Origin of the sequence: Pseudomonas putida (assembly GCF_001636055.1) — a bacterium.
Taxonomy (GTDB): Bacteria; Pseudomonadota; Gammaproteobacteria; order Pseudomonadales; family Pseudomonadaceae; genus Aquipseudomonas; species Aquipseudomonas machongensis.
Genome location: NZ_CP011789.1, coordinates 3,111,593 through 3,133,573 on the forward strand (window position 1 = coordinate 3,111,593; position 21,981 = coordinate 3,133,573).

Annotated in this window: 17 protein-coding genes and 1 pseudogene; 5 read left to right on the forward strand and 13 right to left on the reverse strand. The window is 64.1% G+C overall.

Annotated elements, in window-relative coordinates; genetic code table 11:
• Positions 1 to 39 precede the first annotated feature (39 nt).
• Positions 40 to 417, forward strand: a complete 378-nt coding sequence (locus AB688_RS13815; RefSeq protein WP_054891278.1) for a response regulator — start codon at positions 40 to 42, stop codon at positions 415 to 417.
• Positions 418 to 423: 6 nt separating this feature from the next.
• Here AB688_RS13815 and AB688_RS13820 read toward each other — a convergent pair whose 3' ends face one another.
• The 4 genes from AB688_RS13820 to AB688_RS13835 form a co-directional block, all read right to left on the reverse strand.
• Positions 424 to 1,056 (reverse strand): LysE family translocator, encoded by a 633-nt coding sequence (locus AB688_RS13820; RefSeq protein WP_054891279.1) that lies wholly within the window; start codon positions 1,054 to 1,056, stop codon positions 424 to 426.
• A gap of 105 nt (positions 1,057 to 1,161) precedes the next feature.
• Positions 1,162 to 2,316, reverse strand: a complete 1,155-nt coding sequence (locus AB688_RS13825; protein ID WP_063544795.1) for a cysteine desulfurase family protein — start codon at positions 2,314 to 2,316, stop codon at positions 1,162 to 1,164.
• Positions 2,317 to 2,475: 159 nt separating this feature from the next.
• Complete coding sequence (locus AB688_RS13830) at positions 2,476 to 3,519, reverse strand: hypothetical protein (RefSeq protein ID WP_063544796.1); 1,044 nt, start codon at positions 3,517 to 3,519, stop codon at positions 2,476 to 2,478.
• Positions 3,520 to 3,612: 93 nt separating this feature from the next.
• Positions 3,613 to 4,551, reverse strand: a complete 939-nt coding sequence (locus AB688_RS13835; RefSeq protein WP_054891282.1) for a LysR family transcriptional regulator — start codon at positions 4,549 to 4,551, stop codon at positions 3,613 to 3,615.
• 142 nt (positions 4,552 to 4,693) lie between these two features.
• On the opposite strand from AB688_RS13835, the gene AB688_RS13840 reads away from it, so the two are divergent.
• Positions 4,694 to 5,923: an acyl-CoA dehydrogenase gene (locus AB688_RS13840; RefSeq protein ID WP_063544797.1), complete on the forward strand. Its 1,230-nt coding sequence runs from the start codon at positions 4,694 to 4,696 to the stop codon at positions 5,921 to 5,923.
• A gap of 23 nt (positions 5,924 to 5,946) precedes the next feature.
• Here the strand turns inward: AB688_RS13840 and AB688_RS13845 are convergent, their stop codons facing one another.
• The 4 genes and pseudogenes from AB688_RS13845 to AB688_RS27535 form a co-directional block, all read right to left on the reverse strand.
• Entirely contained in the window at positions 5,947 to 7,032 is a 1,086-nt protein-coding gene (locus AB688_RS13845; protein WP_063544798.1) for a TerC family protein, read from the reverse strand.
• A 150-nt stretch (positions 7,033 to 7,182) separates the two neighbouring features.
• Positions 7,183 to 8,208: an ABC transporter substrate-binding protein gene (locus tag AB688_RS13850; RefSeq protein WP_063544799.1), complete on the reverse strand. Its 1,026-nt coding sequence runs from the start codon at positions 8,206 to 8,208 to the stop codon at positions 7,183 to 7,185.
• 122 nt (positions 8,209 to 8,330) lie between these two features.
• Positions 8,331 to 9,086, reverse strand: coding sequence for a methyl-accepting chemotaxis protein (locus AB688_RS27530; RefSeq protein WP_371105596.1), 756 nt, complete (start codon positions 9,084 to 9,086; stop codon positions 8,331 to 8,333).
• A 150-nt stretch (positions 9,087 to 9,236) separates the two neighbouring features.
• Positions 9,237 to 10,484, reverse strand: a pseudogene (locus AB688_RS27535) (chemotaxis protein); the annotation flags it as partial.
• A gap of 243 nt (positions 10,485 to 10,727) precedes the next feature.
• Between AB688_RS27535 and AB688_RS13860 the strand changes: the two are divergent.
• Together AB688_RS13860 and AB688_RS13865 are read left to right on the forward strand one after the other, a co-directional pair.
• A complete protein-coding gene (locus tag AB688_RS13860) occupies positions 10,728 to 12,047 on the forward strand; it encodes a Na+/H+ antiporter family protein (RefSeq protein ID WP_054891287.1) in 1,320 nt (439 codons plus the stop codon).
• An 82-nt stretch (positions 12,048 to 12,129) separates the two neighbouring features.
• Complete coding sequence (locus AB688_RS13865; RefSeq protein ID WP_063544801.1) at positions 12,130 to 13,044, forward strand: LysR substrate-binding domain-containing protein; 915 nt, start codon at positions 12,130 to 12,132, stop codon at positions 13,042 to 13,044.
• Positions 13,045 to 13,076: 32 nt separating this feature from the next.
• Here the strand turns inward: AB688_RS13865 and AB688_RS13870 are convergent, their stop codons facing one another.
• The 3 genes from AB688_RS13870 to leuC all read right to left on the reverse strand — a co-directional run bounded on the left by AB688_RS13870 (position 13,077) and on the right by leuC (position 16,524).
• Positions 13,077 to 14,405, reverse strand: coding sequence for a 2-hydroxycarboxylate transporter family protein (locus AB688_RS13870; protein WP_063544802.1), 1,329 nt, complete (start codon positions 14,403 to 14,405; stop codon positions 13,077 to 13,079).
• An 82-nt stretch (positions 14,406 to 14,487) separates the two neighbouring features.
• A complete protein-coding gene (gene leuD, locus AB688_RS13875) occupies positions 14,488 to 15,096 on the reverse strand; it encodes a 3-isopropylmalate dehydratase small subunit (protein ID WP_063544803.1) in 609 nt (202 codons plus the stop codon).
• A gap of 3 nt (positions 15,097 to 15,099) precedes the next feature.
• The gene (leuC, locus tag AB688_RS13880) at positions 15,100 to 16,524 is read right to left on the reverse strand and encodes a 3-isopropylmalate dehydratase large subunit (protein WP_063544804.1); all 1,425 of its coding nucleotides are present in this window, start codon (positions 16,522 to 16,524) and stop codon (positions 15,100 to 15,102) included.
• Between the two features lie 185 nt (positions 16,525 to 16,709).
• Between leuC and AB688_RS13885 the strand changes: the two genes are divergently transcribed.
• Complete coding sequence (locus AB688_RS13885; RefSeq protein WP_063544805.1) at positions 16,710 to 17,258, forward strand: TetR/AcrR family transcriptional regulator; 549 nt, start codon at positions 16,710 to 16,712, stop codon at positions 17,256 to 17,258.
• Between the two features lie 120 nt (positions 17,259 to 17,378).
• Here AB688_RS13885 and AB688_RS13890 read toward each other — a convergent pair whose 3' ends face one another.
• Together AB688_RS13890 and AB688_RS13895 are read right to left on the reverse strand one after the other, a co-directional pair.
• Entirely contained in the window at positions 17,379 to 18,794 is a 1,416-nt protein-coding gene (locus tag AB688_RS13890; RefSeq protein ID WP_054891293.1) for an efflux transporter outer membrane subunit, read from the reverse strand.
• On the reverse strand, positions 18,791 to 21,970 hold the full coding sequence (locus AB688_RS13895; RefSeq protein ID WP_054891294.1) for an efflux RND transporter permease subunit: 3,180 nt from the start codon (positions 21,968 to 21,970) through the stop codon (positions 18,791 to 18,793). The genes AB688_RS13890 and AB688_RS13895 overlap by 4 nt, the downstream gene beginning before the upstream one ends.
• Positions 21,971 to 21,981 lie beyond the last annotated feature (11 nt).

A 21,981-nucleotide genomic window follows, 5' to 3' on the forward strand; every position in this document is an offset into this window, starting at 1 on the left:
TGGTCAGATGGCCAACTATTTGAAATTCAAGGCGTTGTCATGAGCGAAGATGCACAAGATGTGGTGCTGGTGGTCGAGGACGAACCGGTCATCCGGATGATCCTGCGCGACTACCTGGCGGGCGAGGGCTATCACGTGCTGGTGGCCGAGAATGGTGAGCAGGCGTTCGCGATTCTGGCGAGCAAGCCGCACCTGGACCTGATGGTCACGGACTTTCGCCTGCCAGGCGGGATTTCCGGGGTTGATATCGCCGAGCCTGCGGTCAAGCTGCGCCCGGACCTCAAGGTGATCTTCATCAGCGGCTATCCCGCGGAGATCCTCGAGTCTGGCAGCCCGATCGCGCGCAAGGCGCCGATCCTGGCCAAACCGTTCGACCTCGACACCCTGCATGAACAGATCCAGGCATTGCTCAGATAACGCGCCTTACACCGCCTTGGTGCTGAGCAACCGCACACCCAGCCCGATGAACAGCGCACCGGTGGCGCGTTTGAACCAGGCTGCCAGGCGCGAGGCCTTCAGGCGCTGGCCGAAGCGGTAGGCGGTGAAGCAGTAGAACGAATGCACCAGCCCGACGATGGCCGCGATACTGATGAACATTGCTGCGAACTGGCCGAAGATTGGCCGGCCAGGTTCAAGGAATTGTGGCAGGAAGGCGCAGAAGAACACCAAGGTCTTGGGGTTGCTTGCCGACACCAGGAAGGCTTCGACACCGATCCGCCATTTCGCGCGCGGCGCTACCGGGGGGATCTCGCCTGCGGGCAGCTTGGGCTTGTCCCGTGACAGCAACTGACGCAGGCCCAGATAGATCAGATACCCCGCACCCACCAGCTTCAACGCCAGAAATGCCGCCGGCAGCGAGATCAACAACGCACCGACGCCCATCGCCACACCGCTGATCAGCAGCAACTGCGCACTGAGGTTGCCCAGCAGCGTCATGCCCATGCCGGACGGGCCGTAACGCAGGGCGTTGCGTACGGTCAGCAGGACGTTGGGGCCCGGGGTGAGCGAGGTGATCAGGTAGGCCAGGGAAAACGTCAGCCAGAGATGCAGTGCCATGGAACGCGGTCCTTCGCAGGGGAAAGCGCCAAGATGCCAGTAATCGGCGCCGGATGCCATGGCAGTGGGTTTTTCTTCACTGTCCGTACCTGACAGAAGGCGTCGCTACCAGAGCGCCACGGCGCCTGCTGCAATGACCCGCCCGAACACCTCGAGCGCTTTGTCCACATCAGCCTCGGTGCTGTAGCGCCCCAGGCTGATGCGTACGCTGCTGCGTGCCTGCTGCTCGCTCAGCCCCAGGGCCAGCAGCACGTGGGATGCAGCGTTACTGGCCGAGTTGCACGCCGAGGTCGTGGAAATGGCCAGTTCGCTCGCCAATGCCGCACTGCTGAAGCCCTTGGCCTCGATGCACAGGTTCAAGGTGTGCGGGATACGTTGTTCGGCACAACCGTTGAGGCTCACACCCGGCAAGGCCAGCAGGCCGTCACGTAGGCGTTGCGACAGTGCCTTGATCCGCTCGTGCTCGCTTGCGGCCAGGGCGCCGGCCAACGCGAAGGCACTTCCCATGCCGACGATCTGATGCCCCGGCAGCGTTCCGGAGCGTAGCCCGCCTTCATGGCCGCCACCATGCATCTGCGCCTGCAGGCAGGGGCGCGCGCGGCTGCCGACGTACAGTGCGCCAATGCCCTTGGGGCCATAAGCCTTGTGGGCGGAAAACGACATCAGGTCGACGGCTTGGCGCGCCAGATCGATGCTGACCTTGCCCACGGCCTGGGCGGCATCCACATGCAGCAGTGCGCCATGTGCGCGTACGCATTCGCCGATCCGGCCGAAGTCGGTGGTGGTGCCCAGCTCGTTGTTGACCGCCATCAGCGATACCAGGCGGGTGTCGCTACGCAGGGCGGCCTGGACGGCTTCGGGCTGTATCAGCCCCTGTGCATCCGGCGCCAGCCTTGTGACCGCCCAGCCCTGGCGCTCCAGTTCGGCGGCCGTGTCGAGCACGGCCTTGTGTTCCAACTGGCTGGTGATCAAGTGACCGGGCTGGCCGGCGCCCTGGGCGATGCCCTTGAGGGCGAGGTTGTTCGACTCGGTGGCACCGGACGTCCATACCAGCGATTCGGGCGCCGCGCCGACCTGTTCGGCGACCTGGCGACGGGCCTGTTCCACCAACTCGCGGGCGGCCTGGCCGAAGGCGTGACCGCTGGACGCAGGATTGCCGAAATGCGCCTGGCGGCCCATGCAGGCCAGCATGCTTTCGATGACCCGGTCATCGACTGGGGTGGTGGCGGCGTAGTCGAGGTACAGCGGCGAGTTGTGCATAGGTGGGACCGTGCGGGCAGAGGCTGAAGAATGATGTGAGCATGCTAGGGGAGCCGCGAGGGAAGGAGTTTTTCTTGTTTTCGCTTTTTTCAGTGTTTCATGGAAATATTTTTCATCGTAAGGCCAGCCAGAAGAAAAATATTCTGGCTGGCCGTTGCGTCAAAGCCTCCAGCACCCTTCGAAGCGTTCACAAACGCCGTATTGCCGGTCAAGCTGCGCCATGGCCCGCAGGTGTTCGAGCTTCGCTTCAGCGGTGATCTGGCGGTAAACCCGCGCGTAGTAACGGCTCATGTCGCGCATGCGAACCTCGCGGCTATTGTAGCGGTTACCCAACTCCAGACCCGCCCAGATCTGCAACTGCTGGTCCTGCACGCTGTTGAGGTACTTGCGGTTATTGTCGCGGAATCTGGCCTGGGCGAGGGGCTTGACCTGGTCAAGGGCTTGCTCGAAATGCTGCAGATTGGCGCGGTACTGGTCCCAGTAGGCATCGGGCAGCGTGGCATTGCCCAAGGCCTTGCGACGTTCGGCGATCTGCTGATCGGCCGGAGGTTGCTGCAGGTTGCCGGCTTGCAGTATGTCGATCACTGCGCCGGACGAGGCCAGGCTGTCATTGATGAGGCTTTCGATCATCGCGCTGCGTTGCACGGAGGCAGGCAGCGGAGTGGGCGGTAGCGGGAACAGCGGCGAGGTGCCGCTACAGCTTGCCAAGGGCTCATCGTTCAGCGGGTAGGGGATGCGTACATCCTTGCCGTCGATGCGTTGCAGGCGGGTGAGTTGAAGCATGCAGTAACCGTCGCTGCGGTCGACGCTCACTTCGTACTCCGAACCGGCGGCGGGGGTGAAGGTGACCCCGATCGAGCAGGGCGCGCCACCGGTGCTCAAGGTGTTGACAAACAGGTAGAGTGGTTGGTCGGGCTCCAGGCGGATCTCCAGGTAGCCACGGGTGTCGGCGGCGGGCGGCACGCGCATGTCGGCGCGACGGCGAGTGTCTCTGGCCAGGAAGTTGTTGAGCAGGCCGGTGGTGCTGCCCTCGCATCGGGGACCCCGGTAGACATCCAGCGTCGAGTTGGAGGTGTTGGAGACGTAGCGCAGTTTTGCCGCGTCAGTGCGGCTGCTGTCCTGGTAGGTGCCGTTGAAGCTGCAGGCGCCGAGCAGTGCGCAAGCGGCAACCAGAGTGATGGAGCGTGCTGCGGTGGCGAGCATGATCGTCCTTGAGCGTTGGGTGAGGGCGGCGCAGATGCTAGAGGTGATGGCACCGTTCGTCCAGTGTGCCATCATCGAATGCACCGCCTTAGCTCAGTCGGCAGCGGCCTGCGCGGCAATCTCCCGCTCATCCTGCGCCACCACCTGCTGGCACAGTTCGATGATCTGCTCGCGCATCCAGCGGTTGGCCGGGTCCTGATCAGTGCTTTCATGCCAGTACAGGTGCGTTTCCAGTGGCGGGACTTCTACCGGCAGCGTCAGGTAGCGCAACTGATGGCGGCGTGCGAAACGCTCAGGGACGGTCATCACCATGTCGGTCTGCTGCAGCACCTGCGAGGCCATCAGGTAGTGCTGGGAGCGCAGCGCGATCTTGCGCTGCACGCCCATCTTGCCCAGTGCCAGATCGACGTAGCCCAGGCCGTTGCGACGGCTGGAAATATGGATATGGGTCATGCCCAGGTAGCTGTCGAGGGTCAGCTTGGCCTCGCCCAAGGGGTGGCCTTGGCGCAGGGCACAGACATAGCGGTCCTGCATCAGCTTGACGTGGCGCACCTGTGGATCGGTGTTCAGCGGGGCATCGACGGCGAAGTCCAGGCGACCTGCGGCCAGCTCCTTGGTGGTCTCGCGCCGCTTGCACAGGAAGCTCTCGATCACCACGCCCGGCGCCAGGCGGCGCAAACGCTGGAACAGCAGCGGCAGGACCACCGCTTCGGTGAGGTCGGTCATGCTGATGCGGAAGGTCTTGCTGGCCTGCTGCGGATTGAAGATCCGGCTTTCCTGCACCGAGGTACGCAGCAGGGCCAGGGCATTACGCACCGGGCCGATGATGTTCTGTGCCATCGGTGTCGGCACCATGCCTTGGGCGGTGCGCACGAACAGCGGGTCGTTGAAGGTTTCGCGCAGGCGTGACAGGGCATTGGATACGGCAGGCTGAGTGATGCCGACGATCTGCCCGGCACGGGTCAGGTTGGCTTCGGTGTAGATGGCGTCGAAGACGATGAACAGGTTGAGATCGACCTTGCTGAGGTTCATAAGGGCGCCACGTGTTGTTGATGTTATTCGCCGATCATATATCGGTTATGAATGTTAATACACGCCGAAAATAGACTAGGTGGATTGACCTGCACTGCTCTAGGCTCTGCTGCATGTTCTTCATTCCGCAAAGGTAGCCCAGATGGATTTCGCCTATACGCCCAAGGTCCAGGCTCTGCGCGAGCGCGTCACTGCGTTCATGGACGCCTATGTCTATCCCGCCGAAGCGGTGTTCGAGCGCCAGGTTGCCGAGGGTGACCGCTGGCAGCCCACCGCGATCATGGAAGAGCTCAAGGCCAAGGCCCGGACTGAAGGGCTGTGGAACCTGTTTCTGCCTGAGTCCGAGTACGGCGCGGGGCTGACCAACCTGGAGTACGCACCGCTGGCCGAGATCATGGGGCGCTCGCTGCTGGGGCCAGAGCCGTTCAACTGCTCGGCGCCGGATACCGGCAACATGGAAGTGCTGGTGCGTTATGGCAGCGAGGCGCAGAAGCAGCAGTGGCTCGAACCGCTGCTGCGTGGCGAGATCCGCTCGGCCTTTGCCATGACCGAACCTGATGTGGCTTCCTCCGATGCCACCAACATGGCTGCCACCGCCGTGCGTGATGGTGACGAGTGGGTAATCAACGGACGCAAGTGGTGGACCTCCGGCGCCTGCGACCCGCGTTGCAAGGTGATGATCTTCATGGGGCTGTCCAACCCCGATGGCCCGCGCCACCAGCAGCATTCGATGGTGCTGGTACCTACCGATGCGTCCGGGGTGAAGATCGTTCGCCCGCTGCCGGTGTTCGGTTACGACGATGCGCCCCATGGTCATGCCGAGGTGCTGTTCGATAACGTGCGCGTGCCTTACGAGAACGTCATCCTGGGCGAAGGGCGTGGTTTCGAGATTGCCCAGGGGCGCCTGGGGCCGGGACGTATCCACCACTGCATGCGTTCGATCGGCATGGCCGAACGTGCCCTGGAACTGATGTGCAAGCGTGCGGTAAGCCGCACCGCGTTCGGTCGGCCGCTGGCGCGGCTGGGCGGCAACGTCGACAAGATCGCTGACTCGCGGATGGAAATCGATATGGCGCGCCTGCTGACCCTCAAGGCGGCGTACATGATGGACACCGCCGGCAACAAGGTGGCGCGTAGCGAGATTGCCCAGATCAAGGTGGTGGCGCCGAACGTCGCGCTCAAGGTGATCGACCGCGCTATCCAGATTCATGGTGGTGCCGGTGTCAGCGGCGACTTCCCGCTGGCCTACATGTATGCCATGCAGCGCACCCTGCGCCTGGCCGACGGGCCCGACGAAGTGCATCGGGCGGCGATCGGCAAGTACGAGATCGGCAAGTATGTGCCCAAGGAGATGCTGCGCGGCGGGCACTAAGCCCGCTGGGCAGGTGCTTGCGGTCAAGGACCTGTGTGATTCGTGGTAGAGGCCGTGGATGACCTCGGCGCAGCGTCGCCAGCGGTAGCTTCGGCCTTGCTCGGGCTGCCCTGGGCCAAGGCAGGTTCTTGCCCTTCGCTGCCTCGGGTCTTGAACAGCGACAGCACCACGCCGCCCAGCAGCAACCCGAATGTCACGCCCAGCGACAGCAGCGCCGGCACCTTGCCCACCAACCCGTGGTAGAAGATCTTGCAACCGATGAAGATCAGCACCAACGCCAGAGCGTACTTGAGGTAGACGAAGCGGTGCATCAAGGCTGACAGGGCGAAGTACAGCGAGCGCAGGCCGAGGATGGCGAAGATGTTCGAGGTGTAGACGATGAACGGGTCCTGGGTGATGGCGAAGATCGCCGGCACGCTGTCGACGGCAAATACCAGGTCGGCCAGCTCGATCAGCACCAGGGCGAGGAACAGTGGGGTGGCGTAACGTAACGCCTTGCTCTGGCCGGGTGGTGTGAGACGGACGAAGAAGTGCTTGCCGTGGATCTGGTCAGTGACCCGCATGTGCCTGCGCACGAAGCGCAGCACCGGGTTATTGGCCAGGTCCGGATGGCTGTCTTCCCTGGAAAGCGCCATCTTCACCCCGGTGAACAGCAGGAACGCACCGAACAGATAGAGTACCCAGGCGAAGTTCTGTACCAGCGCGGCGCCCACGCCAATCATGATCGCACGCAGGACTACCACGCCGAGGATGCCCCAGAACAGCACGCGGTGCTGGTAACGGCGAGGGATGGCGAAGAAGCTGAAGATCATCGCCATGACGAACACGTTGTCCATCGACAGCGACTGCTCGACCAGGAAGCCCGTGTAGAACTCCAGTGCCGACTGGGCGCCTAGCTCGTACCACACCCATACCCCGAACAGTACGCCCACGCTGAAGTAGCCCGAGTACAGCAGCAGGCTTTCGCGCATTTCGATTTCGCGGTCCTGGCGGTGCAGCACGCCCAGGTCGAGGACCAGCAGAGCGATGACGATGGTGACGAATACCAGCCACAGCCAGGTGCTGGTGCCGAGCAGGGGTGTTGTGAGGAATGTCTGCAGAGCTGTCATGAGCCCCTCCTTGATTGTCGACGTTGCATGGCAACAGTGATTCCGACATGGCGGCGCAAACCGTCAGAGGGGCCCGGCATCACATGGGTGTAAGCCTAGTCCATGGAGTGCCGGAGCCAAGGGGGAGGGGTGTTACATTTCTTTGCCTGATCACGGTTTCCCGAGCGCGTCGCCGACTTTCTGCGCCACTGCGGGCGGCATCCAGGCTTTCCAGACCTGCGGATGCTCGCGCAGGAATACCTTGGCCGCCTCCCGCGGGTCCTGGCGTTTCTCGCTCATGATGGCCAGGGCCTGGTTGAGGGTGTCGATCGGCAAGTCGACCTTTTCGAACAAGGCCACCAGGTCCGGGTATTGGGTCTTGAAGGCCTTCGACACACCAATCGACAGTTTGGCGGGCAGCGAACTGCTGCCACGTGGGGCGGGGTTGGCCGGGTCGGTCAAGGTGGCCCAGGCCTGGGCGTCATAAGGGGGCTCTTCCAGGCGCACGAAATCGAAGCGGCCCATCAGTGGCGTCGGGCTCCAGTAATAGAACAGTACCGGTTGACCACGGCGAACAGCCGAGCTGACCTCAGCGTCGAGGGCGGCGCCTGAGCCGGTGCGGAAATTGCTGTAGAGCCCATCGAGCCCGTAGGCCTTGAGCTTCTGGCTGTTGACGATCTCTGAAGTCCAGCCGCTTGGGCTGTTGAGGAAGCGACCCTTGGTCGGCGCCTCGGGATCTTTGAATACCTGCGCATAGCGCTTGAGGTCGGCGACGCTCTTGAGTTCTGGCGCCAGCGGCTTCAGGTTGCGCGCCGGGTCGCCTTCGATTACGTATGCCGGCACATACCAGCCTTCGACTGCGTTCTTCACGGTGTCGCCCAAGGCGAACACCTCGCCCTTTTTCTCGGCCTCGACCCAGGCCGGGCTGCGTCCGGCCCATTCCTCGGCGATCACTTGCAGGTCGTTTTTCGCCAGCGCGACTTCCATGCTGACGGTGCTGCCGGGGAGGGTATCGGTGGGGTAGCCGTAACCGTTCTCGACGATCAGGCGCAGGATTTCGGTGGTCAGGGCGCCGCTTTCCCAGCCAATGGCGCCGAACTGGATGGGTTTGGCTGACTCGGCGCGTGCGGCGCTGTCGGTACTGGCCAGGCCCAGCGCAAGCATCAGGCCGGCCAGCAAGGTTGGAATTTTCTTCATGATGGCCTCGTCGATTGCCAATTCGTGGGGTCGGGCAAAGTGTAGACGACGAGGGCAGTGGCTTGGTTCGGCGGCTGGCGCCGATCCCTGCGCGATGCCAGGCTGGCACCGCGCAGGCGTGTTCAGACCCGGAACTGGTCCATCAGCCCCTGCTGCTGGTTGGCCAGGCTGTTCAGCGACTGGCTGACCCGCGCCGACTCATTGGCCTGACCTGACAGCGATTCGGTCACGTCGCGGATGGTGGCCACGTTACTGTTGATCTCTTCGGCCACCGCGCTCTGTTCCTCGGCGGCCGAGGCGATCTGCAGGTTCATGTCGCTGATCACGGTGACCGCCTGGCCGATGCGCTGCAGCGCGGTGACCGCTTGGCCGACCTGCTCCACGCCGCCCTGGGCCTGACGATGACTGCTGTCCATGGCGCCAACCACCTCACGGGTGCCGGCCTGCAGCGACTCGATCACCTGGCGGGTCTCTTCCACCGACTCCTGGGTACGCCGCGCGAGGTTGCGGACTTCGTCGGCGACCACTGCGAAACCACGCCCGGCTTCCCCGGCGCGCGCGGCCTCGATGGCCGCATTGAGAGCCAACAGGTTGGTCTGCTCGGCGATGGAGCGAATCACCTCCAGCACCGACCCAATCTTCTCGCTGTTTTGCGCCAGCCCCTCGACCTGGGCCATGGCGCTGCTCATGTCGGCGGCCAGCGCATCGATGCTGTCAGTGGTCCGATCGATCACGGCCAGGCCTTCGCGGGTGGCCTGGTCGGCATCGCGCGCGGCTTGCGCTGCCTGGGCCGCGCTGCGGGCGACGTCCTGGGCGGTGGCGCTCATTTCGTGGGAGGCGGTCGCGACCTGGTCGACCTGGCGGTACTGCTGCTCCATGCCCGCACTGGTTTCGCTGGCGATGGCAGCAGACTGGTCGGCCGTGCCGCGTGCTGCCTGCACCGATCGTTTGACCTCAGCGATGGTGGGTTGCAGTTTGTCGAGGAAGCGGTTGAACCAGCCGGCCAGCTCACCCAGTTCGTCGCGCTTGTCGTAGTTCAGGCGACGGGTCAGATCACCTTCGCCGCTGGCGATATCCTTGAGCATCGCTGCCACACCGAGGATCGGCCGGGTCACCCCGCGCGCCATCAGCCACACCGCCAGCAGGCCAGCGATCGCCGCAGCCAGGCCCAGGCCCAGCTCGAGCAGGGTGCCGCTGGTGTTGAGCACGTCGAGTTCGCGCTTGAGCGCGTCGGCAGGGCCGGTCAGGGCGCTTTCCGGTACGTCGAGCAGCACACCCCAAGGCTTGCCGCCGGGAATCGGTGCGAACGCGGCCAGTACCTTCAGGCGTTGCTGGTCGTGGAGCACCTGCAGCTTGCCGGCGGTCAGCTTGCGCACCAGCTCGGCGCCCTGGCGGGTATCGACCTGGTCGAAGCGCTCGGCCAGCTTGCCGGCATCCGGGCTGTAGCCGGCCAACAGGCCCGCAGGGCTGAGGATGCCGACCTTGGTGCGACCTTCGTAGAGGCAGCGGCTGGCGTCTTCGCTCAGGGCCTGCAAGCTGTTCAGGTTGGTGTCGATGGACAGGGTACCGATCACCTTGCCGTCCACCATCAGCGGGAAGACTATGCTGGTCATCAGCACTTGCTGGCCAGCGATCTCATAGAAGTAGGGCTCGATCACGCAGACCTTGCCGGTGCTGCGCGGGCAGGCCCACCAGGTATTGGCCGCCTCGCCGCTGGGGCCGATCTGGGTGTTGGCCATATCACGCTCGGGCAACGCCATGGCGGTCAGCTGGCCCGCGCGCGGCTGCGACCAGTACAGGGCGAAGCGCCCGGTTTCGTTGCTGCCAAGCTCGGCGAGGCCGCTGAACAGTTTGTCCTTGCCGTCCAGGGCGTTGGCTTCGAATACCAGCGAAAGGCCGAGCAGGTCGGGGTTGGCCTGCAGCGCGGCGCGGACCTGGGCGGTCATGTCCTGGCGCAGGTCGTGGGCGTCGATGAAGCGCTTTTCGGCCTGTTCGCGCAGGAACAGAACCTGACGGGCGAAGCCAGCACCGTACTGGTACGCGTCCATGAACTGACGGCGAATGCTCAGGGCCTGGACCTCGCCTTGAGATTCGATGCGGGCCTGGGCGGATTCAGTGAGCATCTGCGAGCTGCTGGCTTTGACCAGATCCGAGCTGTGGTCCATGCGATACAACGAGAGGCCGACGAGCAATGTGACGATGCTGGCCAGGCACAGCCCGGCGAGCAGGGTGATCTTCCATTGGATGGAAAGTTGACGCAACGGCATGGTGTACATCCCTTGTAATAGTAGAGCTGGAGCTGACGACTGTTTCGGCGGAATCGGGTTTTTCTTTATATGAACGTTCAATAAAGATAAAAGCGCCTATACAAACGCCATCCCTCGGCAGTTTTGACATCCTCCCCCCAGTGCTTCAGAGTGTGCGCCCTCCATAACAACACCCCTGGTCCGGCCGCTGCCCAGCGCAGCTTGTCGCCGGAGCGCCCGCTTTTTGTCTGTCGTAATGAGGTATTGCACACCATGAATGCAGTGATCGCCGCGGTCGGTATCATGCTGGTACTGAGCCTGTCCCGCGTGCATGTGGTCATCGCCCTGATCGTTGGCGCCCTGACCGGGGGCCTGGTCGGTGGCCTGGGGATCGAGGGCACGCTCGCGGCCTTCAATGGCGGCCTGGGCGGCGGCGCGACGGTGGCGTTGTCGTACGCGTTGCTCGGCGCCTTCGCCGTGGCCATCGCCAAGTCAGGCCTGGCCCACGCCCTGGCTGACCGCGCCCTGGCGATGATCGACCGCCAGGGGCAAGGACAGGGCGGTAAGCTCAAATGGCTGTTGATCGGCCTGATGCTGGTGGTTGCGGTGTCGTCGCAGAACGTTCTGCCGATTCACATCGCCTTCATCCCACTGTTGGTGCCGCCGCTCTTGTACGTGCTGACACGCCTGCGCATCGACCGGCGCCTGATCGCCTGCGTGATCACCTTCGGCCTGATTACTCCGTACATCTTCCTGCCCGTGGGTTTTGGCAACATCTTCCTCAACCAGATCCTGCTGGCCAACGTCAGCCGCGCGGGCGTGGACATCAGCGGCGTCAACGTCACCCACGCCATGGCCATCCCGGCGGCGGGCATGCTCGTTGGCCTGCTGGTGGCGGTGTTCATCAGTTATCGGCGCAAGCGTGACTACGACCTGGCGCGCATCGAAGAGGTCGAGCAGGTCAGTGTGCAGTACAACCCACTGACGTTGCTGGTGGCCGGCGCAGCCATCGCTGCGGCGTTCATCATCCAGTTGTGGCTGGATTCGATGATCATCGGTGCGATGGTCGGTTTCCTGATCTTCTCGCTGTCGGGCATCGTGCGCTGGCGCGAGACCGACGATCTGTTCACCGAGGGCATGAAGATGATGGCCATGATCGGCTTCATCATGATCGCGGCCTCGGGCTTTGCCGAAGTGATGAAGGCCACCGGCGAGGTGAAGAGCCTGGTCGAGACCTCGGCGCAGTGGATCGACCACAGCAAGGGTATCGGTGCCTTGCTGATGCTGCTGGTGGGGTTGCTGGTGACCATGGGCATCGGCTCGTCCTTCTCCACCGTGCCGATTCTTGCCGCGATCTTCGTGCCGCTGTGTGTGCAGTTGGGCTTCGATCCGCTGGCCACGGTGTGCATCGTCGGCACGGCCGGTGCGTTGGGCGACGCTGGCTCGCCTGCCTCGGACTCGACCTTGGGGCCGACCTCGGGCCTGAACGTCGATGGCCAGCATCACCATATCTGGGACACGGTGGTGCCGACCTTCATTCATTACAACCTGCCGCTGCTGGCGTTTGGCTGGGTAGCGGCGATGGTGCTTTAGGCCCGATCGGATCGATTGTCGCTAACCGGTAGGGCTGGCATCATGCCCGAAGCGTGAATCAATCGCTTCGGGAGCACCTCCAATGAACACACCTCGTGCCGAATCGCCGCTGCCGGAAGACCTGCGGGTCTTCCTCACGGTGATCCGCAAGTCAGGTTTTGCAGCGGCGGCGGACGAACTGGGCTTGTCGCCAGCCTATGTCAGCAAGCGCATCCGCTTGCTGGAGGTGGCGCTGGGCACGCGGCTGCTGCACCGCAACGCCCGCAGCCTTGCCCTCACCGACGCCGGAGAGCGTGCCCAGCGCTGGGCCATCCGCATTCTCGGTGACATGGACGACTTCGTCGGCGAGATGAAACAGGTGCGCCAAGAGCCGCGCGGCGTGCTGCACCTGTGCAGCAGCTTCGGCTTCGGCCGCAACCATGTCGCACCTGCGGTGGCGCAGTTGTCGGCGGCGTATCCGGCCCTGGAGATTCGCCTGGATGTGTTCGACCGCGTGGTGGATATCGTCGCCGAAGGCTTCGACCTTGAAATCCGTATCGGCGACGACCTGCCGGCACAGCACATCGGGCGCAAGCTTGCGAGCAACCAGCGGGTGCTGTGCGCCACGCCCGAATACCTTGCCCAGCGTGGTACGCCGCTGAGCCTCAAGGATCTCGACAATCACGACTGCCTGGTGCTCAAGGAGCGCAACAACCCGTTCGGTGTGTGGCAGTTGCAGCATGCCGGTCGCGAAGAAACGGTGCGGGTCAGCGGGCCGCTATCGTCGAACAATGGTGAGATCGTTCTGCAGTGGGCGCTGGGCGGGCGGGGCATCCTGCTGCGTTCGTACTGGGATGTACGGCCACTGCTGGAGAGCGGTCGGCTGGTGCAGGTGCTGCACGACTACACCCAGAGTGCCAACGTCTGGGCGGTGTACCCGACGCGCCTGGCGGACTCGGCGAAACTGCGCGTGTGCGTGGAGTTTCTCGAGCGGCACTTCAAGGTGTTGCTGGGGTGAAGCCAGGGGCCACGGGGTGGCCCCTGTTGCGTTCAGTTGAACAGGCCCAGCAGCAGGGTTGCGCCGATCACCGTCGCGGCGCCGCCCAGGCGCGTGGAGATCTGCGCGAAGGGCATCAGCCCCATGCGGTTGCATGCCGAAAGAATCGCCACATCGCCGGTGCCGCCCAACCCACTGTGGCAGCAGGTGACGATGGCCGACTCGACCGGATACATCTTCAGCAGATTGCCGATCAGGAATCCTGCCAGGGTCATGGCCAGTACCACCGAGGCACAGACCAGTACATAGCCGATGGAGAACACGCCCATCACGCTTTCCAGGGGTACATAGAGCATGCCCAGGCCGATCATCACTGGCCAGATGAAGGCTGTCGACACTAGCTTGTAGAACTGCTTGCTGCCTTTTTCCAAGTGCGTGGGCAGTACGCGCAGGTATTTGAACAGGACCGCGACCACGATCATCATCACCGGCCCCGGGATGTGCACCAGCTTCTCCAGCAGGCCGCCGAGGACGAAGAAGGTACAGATCAGCAGCACACCAGCACCCATGTAGCGGAAGTCGATGGCCTCGTCGTCGGCCTGCTCCTTGAACTTGTCGTTTTCTTCGCGAGCGCGGATCAGCATGCCGTCACCGCTGAGCTGCGGGCGCTTGCCGGCCAGGCGCGCGAGGGCGCCGGCGCAGATGATCGCGACGATGTTGCCCACCACGGCTGCTGGCACCAGTTGCGCCACGTACTGCTCGGGGCTGCCGCCGAGAATGTGTGCATAGGCCAGCGACAAGGGCAGGATGCCTTCGCCGATGCCGCCGCCGATGATCGGCACGATGATGTAGAAGAAGGTGTGGTGGACCGAATAGCCGAACAGCACGCCCACCAGTATTCCCGCCGCGATCGCCGCCAGGGTGCCGGCCACCAGCGGCACGAACATGCGCATCATGCCCTGGACCAGGATGAAGCGGTTCATGCCCAGGATGCTGCCCACCACCAGGCTTGCGATGACGAAATAAAGGAAGTTGGCATCCTTCATCAGCATCTTCGTCGCATCCAGCGTGGCACTGCCGAAGAAGCCATGGAACACCAGCACCGAGGGCAACAGCAGGCAGAGGATCGCACCGCCACCAATTTCCTTGAGCAGTGGCAGGCGCTGGCCGAGCTGGCCGAAGAACACGCCCATGGTCATGATCACCGCCAGGCCGCCGATCATGGTCTTGGGCAGGTAACCGAAGTGTGCCGAGCAGAACACGATCAGGGCGATGCCGATGAAATAGGGCAGGGGAATCACACCGATCGGGTAGGTGAGCAGCGCGTTGAGCCGGCGCTGGACGGGCGTGTGTTCGGCGCTGGGCGCCAGGGTCTTGTTCATGTGCATGTCCTCTATTTGTTGTTGTACGAGGAGCCGTGAAGCGCCGCCCGTGTCCGGGCGGGCTTGTGTCGTCCCTGGCGGCTCAGGCCAGCCACGGATGGGCCTGCAGATGCCGTGCTTCGAAGGCGCGGATCTGTTCGGTACGTTGCAGCGTGCTGCCGATGGCATCGAGCCCCAGCAGCAACGCCTGCTTGCGCAACTGATCGATCTCAAAGTCGATGCTGCGACCGTCGTGCAGCGCGATCCGTTGTTGCTCCAGGTCGATGCTCAGTTCAGCGCTGCCGGGCTCGCTGACCACTTGTCCGATCTCTTTGACTTGGGCCTCCTCGAGCTGGATCAGCAGCACGCCGTTGCGCTGGCAGTTGTCGAAGAAAATTCCGGCAAAGCTGCTGCCGATCAACGCGCGGATCCCCAGTTGCTTGAGGCCCCATACCGCGTGTTCGCGGCTCGAGCCGCAGCCGAAGTTGGGGCCGACCACCAGAAAGCGCGCGTCCTGCCAGGGTGCCTGGTTGAGCACGAACTCAGGGTTCGGCGCGCCGCCCGCGGCAAAGCGCAGGTCGAAGAACACCCCACGGTCCAGGCCATTGCGATCGATGCCCTTGAGAAACTGCTTGGGCATGATCACGTCGGTGTCGACGTTGGCGGCCAGGAATGGGGCGGCGATGCCCGTTTCGGTGAGGAAGGGTTGCATGGCTCAGGCCTCCAGGGAAAAAGTGCGGACATCGACCAGGTGGCCGCTGACGGCTGCGGCGGCGACCATCGCTGGGCTCATCAGGTGCGTACGTGCACCGGCGCCCTGGCGGCCCTCGAAGTTGCGGTTGGTGCTCGACGCGCAGCGGTCACCGGGGCTGAGTACGTCGTCATTCATTGCCAGGCACATGGAGCAGCCCGACTGGCGCCATTCGAAACCGGCATCGACGAACAGCTGCGCCAGGCCCTCACGCTCGGCCTGTTCGCGCACCTGGGTGGAGCCGGGCACGATCATTGCGCGCACCCCTGCCGCCACCTGGCGTCCGCGCACCACGCGGGCGGCATCGCGCAGATCTTCGATGCGGGCGTTGGTGCACGAGCCGATGAAGGCATGGCTGATGGGGATCTGGTCAAGCTGCATGCCGGGTGTCAGGTCCATGTAGCGCAAGGCGCGTTGCAGGTCCTGGCGGCGGATCAGGTCAGGTTCGTGCAGCGGGTCGGGCACCTGCTGGTCGATAGGGGCGGCCTGGTCGGGGCTGGTGCCCCAGGTCACCATGGGCGCCAGCTCGCCGACATCGAGGGCAACCTCAAGATCGAACTGCGCGCCCGGGTCGCTGAACAGCGTGTCGCGCCAGCGCTGCACTGCCTGCTCCCAGAGTTCGCCCTTGGGCGCGCGGGGCTTGTCGGCAAGGTAGTCGTAGACCTTCTGGTCGGGCGCCATGAAGGCACCTCGGGCACCGGCTTCCACGGCCATGTTGCAGATGGTCATGCGCGCCTCGACGCTGAGGGCGCTGATGGTCGGGCCGGTGAACTCGATGGCATAGCCGGTCGCACCGGAGGCACCGATGCGGCGGATCAGTTGCATGATGATGTCCTTGGAGACCAGGCCTGCGCCCAGTTCGCCGGTCACCGTGACGCGCAGGGTCTTCAGGCGCTTGTAGACCAGGGTCTGGGTGGCCAGCAGGTGCTCGATCTCCGAGGTGCCGATGCCGAAACCGAAGGCGCCCAGCGCGCCGTAGGTGGTGGTGTGGCTGTCGCCGGCCGCGACCACCATGCCGGGCAGGATGAAACCTTGCTCGGGCGCCACCACGTGCTCGATGCCTTGGCGCTTGTCCAGCACATCGAACAGTTCGATGCCGAAGTCGCGGCAGTTCTGCTCGAAGTAGGAGACCTGCAGTGCGCCGCCAGCGTCAGGCATGGTGGCGATGCGCTCGGGGGCGGTGGGGTTGACGTGGTCGACCACCGCCAGCGTACAGGCCGGGCGCCAGACCTGCCGCCCGGCTTCGCGCAGGCCGCTGAAGGCCTGGGGGCTGGTGTATTCGTTGGCGACTTGGCGGTCGATGTACAGCAGCACATGGCCCTGGTCGTCCAGGGTGCAGACGGTGTGGGCGTCGAGGTGTTTGTCGTAGAGGGTTCTGGGGCGATGCATGGCTGTCACTCGCGATCGAATGGTCATGGGCGTAGGCGTCACGGTAAGCGCCTGGGTCCAGCTTATTCCGTTCGAATCGTGGAACAACGCAGCCAACGTAATGCTGTGCTGCACGAATCGTGCAGCATGCCGGGCGAGCGTCCTGGCTGGTATGCTCTGCAGCGAACCCACCTCAAGAGACCACCATGGCAAGGCCGCGAAAACAGGACAGCAGCGACAGCGACGTCAAGGCACAGATCATCGATGCCGCATTGCGGGTGATCCAGCGCGACGGTTCGGTGTGCGCCACCTACCGGCGCATCGCCAGCGAGGCCGGGGTTTCGCCAGGGACCATGACCTACCACTTCAGCACCATCCAAGAGATCGTCGCGGCAGCCTTCGTCAAGATGACCAACCGCATCGCCGATCAGTACTTCACCCGCCTGGGCGATGCGCGTGATGCCGAGCATGCCCGCGAACTGCTGGCCGACCTGATCTGTGGCGAGCTGTGGAAAGCTTCCGGGCAGATGCTGCTGATCTTCGAACTCTATGCCTTCGTCTCGCGCCACCCCGACTACACCTACATCATGGACGACTGGATGGCCCGCTCGCGGGCGGCGTTGCAGGTGCATTTCGACGAGAAGACCGCGCGGGCGCTGGATGCGCTGATCGAAGGCTTCACCATTCACAATGCGCTGAGCCGCACGGTGGTAAGCCGGGACGACATCCTGGCATTGATCCGTGCGGTGTCATGAGCCTGACGCCGGTGCGCACGGCCAGGGCTGCAAAAAAAAGCCCCGCGGACCAAGGTCGGCGGGGCAAAGGGTTGGGGGAGGGACCAATCAAAGGAGTCGTTGCAACGGGTCGCGTGAGGGTTACTTCACGCTGGCCACGGTGTCTGGCTGCCAGCCGCCACCCAAGGCCTTGTAGATCGAGACGATGCCGCGATACAGCTCGACTTCGCCCTGGGCCTGGGCATCTTCGGCGGCAAGCTTTTCGCGCTCGGCATCGAGCAACACCAGGTAATCCACCGTGCCTTCGCGGTAGCGCACCGAGGCCAGTTCTGCCGCCTTGCCGCTGGCATCGCTCTGGCGGATCAGCGACAGCAGGCGCTGCTGGCGCTTGCCGTAATCGCTGAACGCATTGGAGGACTCTTCCAGTGCCAGCAGTACCTGTTGCTCATAGGTCGCCAGCGCGCCTTCGGCGTCGGCCTTGGCGCCGCGCAAGCGGGCACGCACGCTGCCCAGGTCGAAGGCGGCCCAGCTGATGGTCGGGCCCAGTGCCCAGGCATTGGCAGCGGACGAACCGATCTGCGAGCCACGCCCAGCGGTGAAGCCCAGGAAGCCGCTCAGGCTGACCCGTGGGAACAGGTCGGCGGTGGCGACGCCCACATTGGCGGTGGCGGCGGCGAGTTGACGCTCGGCGCTGCGGATGTCGGGGCGGCGGCGCAGCAGTTCACCCGGATCACCCACCGGCAGCGCCTTGGCGATTGCAGGCAGTTGCTTGGGCGACAGGTCCACGCTCAGTGCGTCCGGGCGCTCACCCAGCAGGGTGGCGATACGGTTGCGTGCCCGCACCTGCTCGGCCTGCAGTTGCGGCACGGTGGCCTCGACCGCCGCCAGGCGGGCATCGGCACGCACCACATCCAGCTCGTTGCCGACCCCGGTGTCGCGCAGGGTCACGGTGATGCTGCGCGAGTCTTGCTGGGTCTTGAGGTTGGCCAGGGCGATCTTTTCGCGCAACTGGGCGCCACGCAGCTGACCGTAGGCATCGACCAGCTCGGCGATCAGGCTGACCTGCAGTTGTTGCAGGTCGGCTTCGGCGGCGTCCTCCTGAGCCTTGCTGGCCTCGATCTGACGCTGGATGCGGCCGAACAGGTCGACCTCCCAGGCCATGTCCAGGCCCAGGTCATAGCGCTCGGTGTTGACTCGGCGATCGGTCTGGCCGGGTACCTGGCCCTTGCCGATGTCGCTGCTGGCACGGCTGGTGACCACCGGCAGGTCGTCGTTGGAGACGTCCTCGCGGATCGAGCGTGCGGCCTTGAGGCGGGCGAAGGCCACGCGCAGGTCACGGTTGCCCTGCAGCGATGCCTGCACCAGCTGGTTCAGGGTCGGGTCGTCGAACTGCTTCCACCAGCTGCTCTCGAAGCGGCTGCGGTCCAGGGCCTTGGCCGGCGTTTCGGTATCGAAACGCGCAGGCTGGGTGTCTGGGGTCTTGTAGTCCGGGCCTACCGCGCAGGCCGCCAGGGCCAGCGCCAGAAGGCTAGGAGTCAGGGGTTTGAGCAGGTTCATGCATGATTCTCCAGCGCTTGCACTCGCTCGGCCTTGCGGGCCTGGCGACGTTCGACGTGACGGCGGATCAGGTTGAAGAACACCGGCGTCAGGAACAGGCCGAACACGGTCACCCCGATCATCCCCGAGAACACCGCCACGCCCATGGCATGACGCATCTCGGCACCGGCACCGGAGGAGAACACCAGCGGCACTACACCCATGATGAAGGCGATCGAGGTCATCAGAATCGGACGCAGACGCAGGCGGCAGGCTTCCAGCACGGCGGCCAGTGGGTCCAGGCCCTCGGCCTGCTTGTCCTTGGCGAACTCGACGATGAGGATCGCGTTCTTGCACGCCAGGCCCACCAGTACGATCAGGCCGATCTGGGTGAAGATGTTGTTGTCACCCCCGGAGATGATCACGCCGGTGATGGCCGACAGCAGAGTCATCGGTACGATCAGGATTACCGCCAGTGGCAGGCTCCAGCTTTCGTACTGGGCAGCCAGCACCAGGAAGGCCAGCAGTACGCAGAGCGGGAACACGAACAGCGCGGTGTTGCCCGAGAGGATCTGCTGGTAGGTCAGGTCGGTCCACTCGTAGGTCATGCCGTTGGGCAGTTCCTCCTTCAGCAGCTTCTCGATCGCCGCCTCGGCCTGGCCAGAGCTGTAGCCTGGGGCTGCGGCACCGTTGATTTCGGCGGTGATGAAGCCGTTGTAGTGCATCACGCGGTCGGGACCGGAGGTGTCGCTGACCTTGAGGAAGGTCGCCAGCGGGATCATCTCGCCCAGGTTGTTGCGCACCTTCAACTGGCCAATCTGCTCGGCGTCGAGACGGAACTGCTGTTCAGCCTGGACGTTGACTTGGTAGGTCCGGCCAAAGCGGTTGAAGTCGTTGGTGTACAGCGAGCCCAGGTAGACCTGCAGGGTGTCGAAGATGTCGGTGATCGCCACGCCATGGGTCTTGGCCTTTTCCCGGTCGATGGCAGCATCGACCTGCGGCACGTTGACCTGGTAGCTGGTGAACAACCCGGCGAGCTCAGGCACGCTGCGGCTCTTGGCGATGACGTTCTGGGTTTCCTTGTACAGCGCCTCGTAGCCCAGGTTGCCGCGGTCCTCGATCTGCAGGCGGAAGCCGCCAATGGTGCCCAGCCCCTGTACCGGCGGCGGTGGGAAGATCGCGATGTAGGCGTCCTGGATATCGGCGAACTGCGCGTTCAGCGCTGCGGCGATGGCTTGTGCCGACTGGCTCGGGTCCTTGCGCTCATCGAACGGCTTGAGCGGGGTGAACACGATGCCGCTGTTGGGGCTGTTGGTGAAGCCGTTGATCGACAAGCCCGGGAAGGCCACCGAGTCGGCAACGCCTGGCTGCTTGAGGGCGATTTCGCTCATGCGCTTGATCACTGCCTCCGTGCGGTCGAGGCTGGCGGCGTCAGGCAACTGGGCGAAGGCCACCAGGTATTGCTTGTCCTGCGCCGGGACGAAGCCGGTCGGGGTGGACGAGAAGCCCAGATAGGTCAGGCCCATCAGGCCGGCATAGACGAACAGGGCGATGCCGCTGGAACGAATGACCCGGCGTACGCCACCGACGTAGCTGTTGCTGGCACGGTCGAAGAAGCGGTTGAACGGCGCGAACAGCCAGCTGCCCAGCAGTTTCTCCAGGAACCGCGAGAAACGGTCCTTGGGCGCGTGGTGGTCCTTGAGCAGTACCGCGGCCAGGGCCGGCGACAGGGTCAGCGAGTTGAACGCCGAGATCACGGTGGAGATGGCGATGGTCAGGGCGAACTGCTTGTAGAACTGCCCGGTAAGGCCGGAAATGAACGCCGCCGGTACGAATACCGCGCACAGTACCAGGGCGGTGGCGATGATCGGGCCGGTCACCTCGCTCATGGCTTTTTGCGTGGCCTCCATGGGCTGCAGGCCCAGGCCGATGTTGCGCTCGACGTTCTCCACCACGACGATCGCGTCGTCCACCACGATCCCGATCGCCAGGACCAGGCCGAATAGCGACAAGGCGTTGAGCGAGAAGCCGAACAGATGCATCACCGCGAAGGTACCGATCAGCGAGACCGGTACGGCCATCAGCGGGATGATCGAGGCGCGCCAGGTCTGCAGGAACAGGATCACGACCAGCACGACCAGCACCAGGGCTTCGAACAGGGTGTGCACTACCGCTTCGATCGAGCCGCGGACGAACACGGTCGGGTCATAGACGATGCTGTAGTCCATCCCTTCCGGGAAGTCCTTCTTCAGCTCGGCCATCTTCGCCCGCACTTCGTCGGAGATCTCGATGGCGTTGGAGCCAGGGCGCTGGAAGATCGGGATCGCTACCGCCGGCTGGTTGTTCAGCAGCGAGCGGAGGGCGTACTGGCTGGAGCCCAGCTCGACGCGTGCAATGTCTTTCAGGCGGGTGATCTCGCCGTCGGCGCCGGCGCGGATGATGATGTTCTCGAACTCTTCCTCGCTGACCAGACGGCCCTGGGTGTTGATCGACAACTGGAAGCTGGTCGAGCCGGGGGCGGGCGGTGCGCCCAACTGACCGGCAGCGACCTGGCGGTTCTGTTCGCGGATCGCCGCGACCACGTCGCTGGCAGTCAGGTTGCGCGAGGCGGTCTTGTTCGGGTCCAGCCACACACGCAGGGAGTAGTCGCCCATGCCGAACAGCTGCACGTCACCGACACCGCCCAGGCGCGCCAGCTCATCCTTGATGTTGAGGATGGCGTAGTTGGACAGGTAGAGCATGTCGTAGCGCTGGTCCGGCGAGGTCAGGTGCACGACCATGGTCAGGTCGGGCGAGGCCTTGTCGACGGTGATACCGATGCGCGTCACTTCCTCGGGCAGCTTGGGCTGGGTCCGGGTCACGCGGTTCTGTACCTGCACCTGCGCGTTGTCCAGGTCGGTGCCCAGGGCGAAGGTGATGGTCAGGGTCAGCTTGCCATCGGCGGTGGACTGCGAGGACATGTAGAGCATGTTCTCGACACCGGTAATGGCTTGTTCAAGCGGTGCGGCGACGGTTTCGCCGATCACCTTGGGGTTGGCGCCCGGGAAGTTGGCGCGCACGACCACGGTCGGTGGCACGACTTCAGGGTATTCGCTGATCGGCAACTGGAACAGCGAGATGCCACCGGCGATCAGCAGCACGAGCGAGAGCACGGCGGCGAAGATCGGGCGGGTGATGAAGAATTTCGAGAAGTTCATCGATGTTGTCC

Coding starts and splice junctions, on each gene's coding strand:
- AB688_RS13830 (WP_063544796.1), bottom strand. CDS start 3,519: ATGCTCGCCACCGCAGCACGCTCCATCACTCTGGTTGCCGCTTGCGCA.
- AB688_RS13865 (WP_063544801.1), top strand. CDS start 12,130: ATGAACACACCTCGTGCCGAATCGCCGCTGCCGGAAGACCTGCGGGTC.
- AB688_RS13885 (WP_063544805.1), top strand. CDS start 16,710: ATGGCAAGGCCGCGAAAACAGGACAGCAGCGACAGCGACGTCAAGGCA.
- AB688_RS13890 (WP_054891293.1), bottom strand. CDS start 18,794: ATGAACCTGCTCAAACCCCTGACTCCTAGCCTTCTGGCGCTGGCCCTG.
- AB688_RS13820 (WP_054891279.1), bottom strand. CDS start 1,056: ATGGCACTGCATCTCTGGCTGACGTTTTCCCTGGCCTACCTGATCACC.
- AB688_RS13870 (WP_063544802.1), bottom strand. CDS start 14,405: ATGAACAAGACCCTGGCGCCCAGCGCCGAACACACGCCCGTCCAGCGC.
- AB688_RS13815 (WP_054891278.1), top strand. CDS start 40: ATGAGCGAAGATGCACAAGATGTGGTGCTGGTGGTCGAGGACGAACCG.
- leuC (WP_063544804.1), bottom strand. CDS start 16,524: ATGCATCGCCCCAGAACCCTCTACGACAAACACCTCGACGCCCACACC.
- AB688_RS13860 (WP_054891287.1), top strand. CDS start 10,728: ATGAATGCAGTGATCGCCGCGGTCGGTATCATGCTGGTACTGAGCCTG.
- AB688_RS13845 (WP_063544798.1), bottom strand. CDS start 7,032: ATGACAGCTCTGCAGACATTCCTCACAACACCCCTGCTCGGCACCAGC.
- AB688_RS13895 (WP_054891294.1), bottom strand. CDS start 21,970: ATGAACTTCTCGAAATTCTTCATCACCCGCCCGATCTTCGCCGCCGTG.
- AB688_RS13835 (WP_054891282.1), bottom strand. CDS start 4,551: ATGAACCTCAGCAAGGTCGATCTCAACCTGTTCATCGTCTTCGACGCC.
- AB688_RS13825 (WP_063544795.1), bottom strand. CDS start 2,316: ATGCACAACTCGCCGCTGTACCTCGACTACGCCGCCACCACCCCAGTC.
- AB688_RS13850 (WP_063544799.1), bottom strand. CDS start 8,208: ATGAAGAAAATTCCAACCTTGCTGGCCGGCCTGATGCTTGCGCTGGGC.
- AB688_RS27530 (WP_371105596.1), bottom strand. CDS start 9,086: ATGGAGCAGCAGTACCGCCAGGTCGACCAGGTCGCGACCGCCTCCCAC.
- leuD (WP_063544803.1), bottom strand. CDS start 15,096: ATGCAACCCTTCCTCACCGAAACGGGCATCGCCGCCCCATTCCTGGCC.
- AB688_RS13840 (WP_063544797.1), top strand. CDS start 4,694: ATGGATTTCGCCTATACGCCCAAGGTCCAGGCTCTGCGCGAGCGCGTC.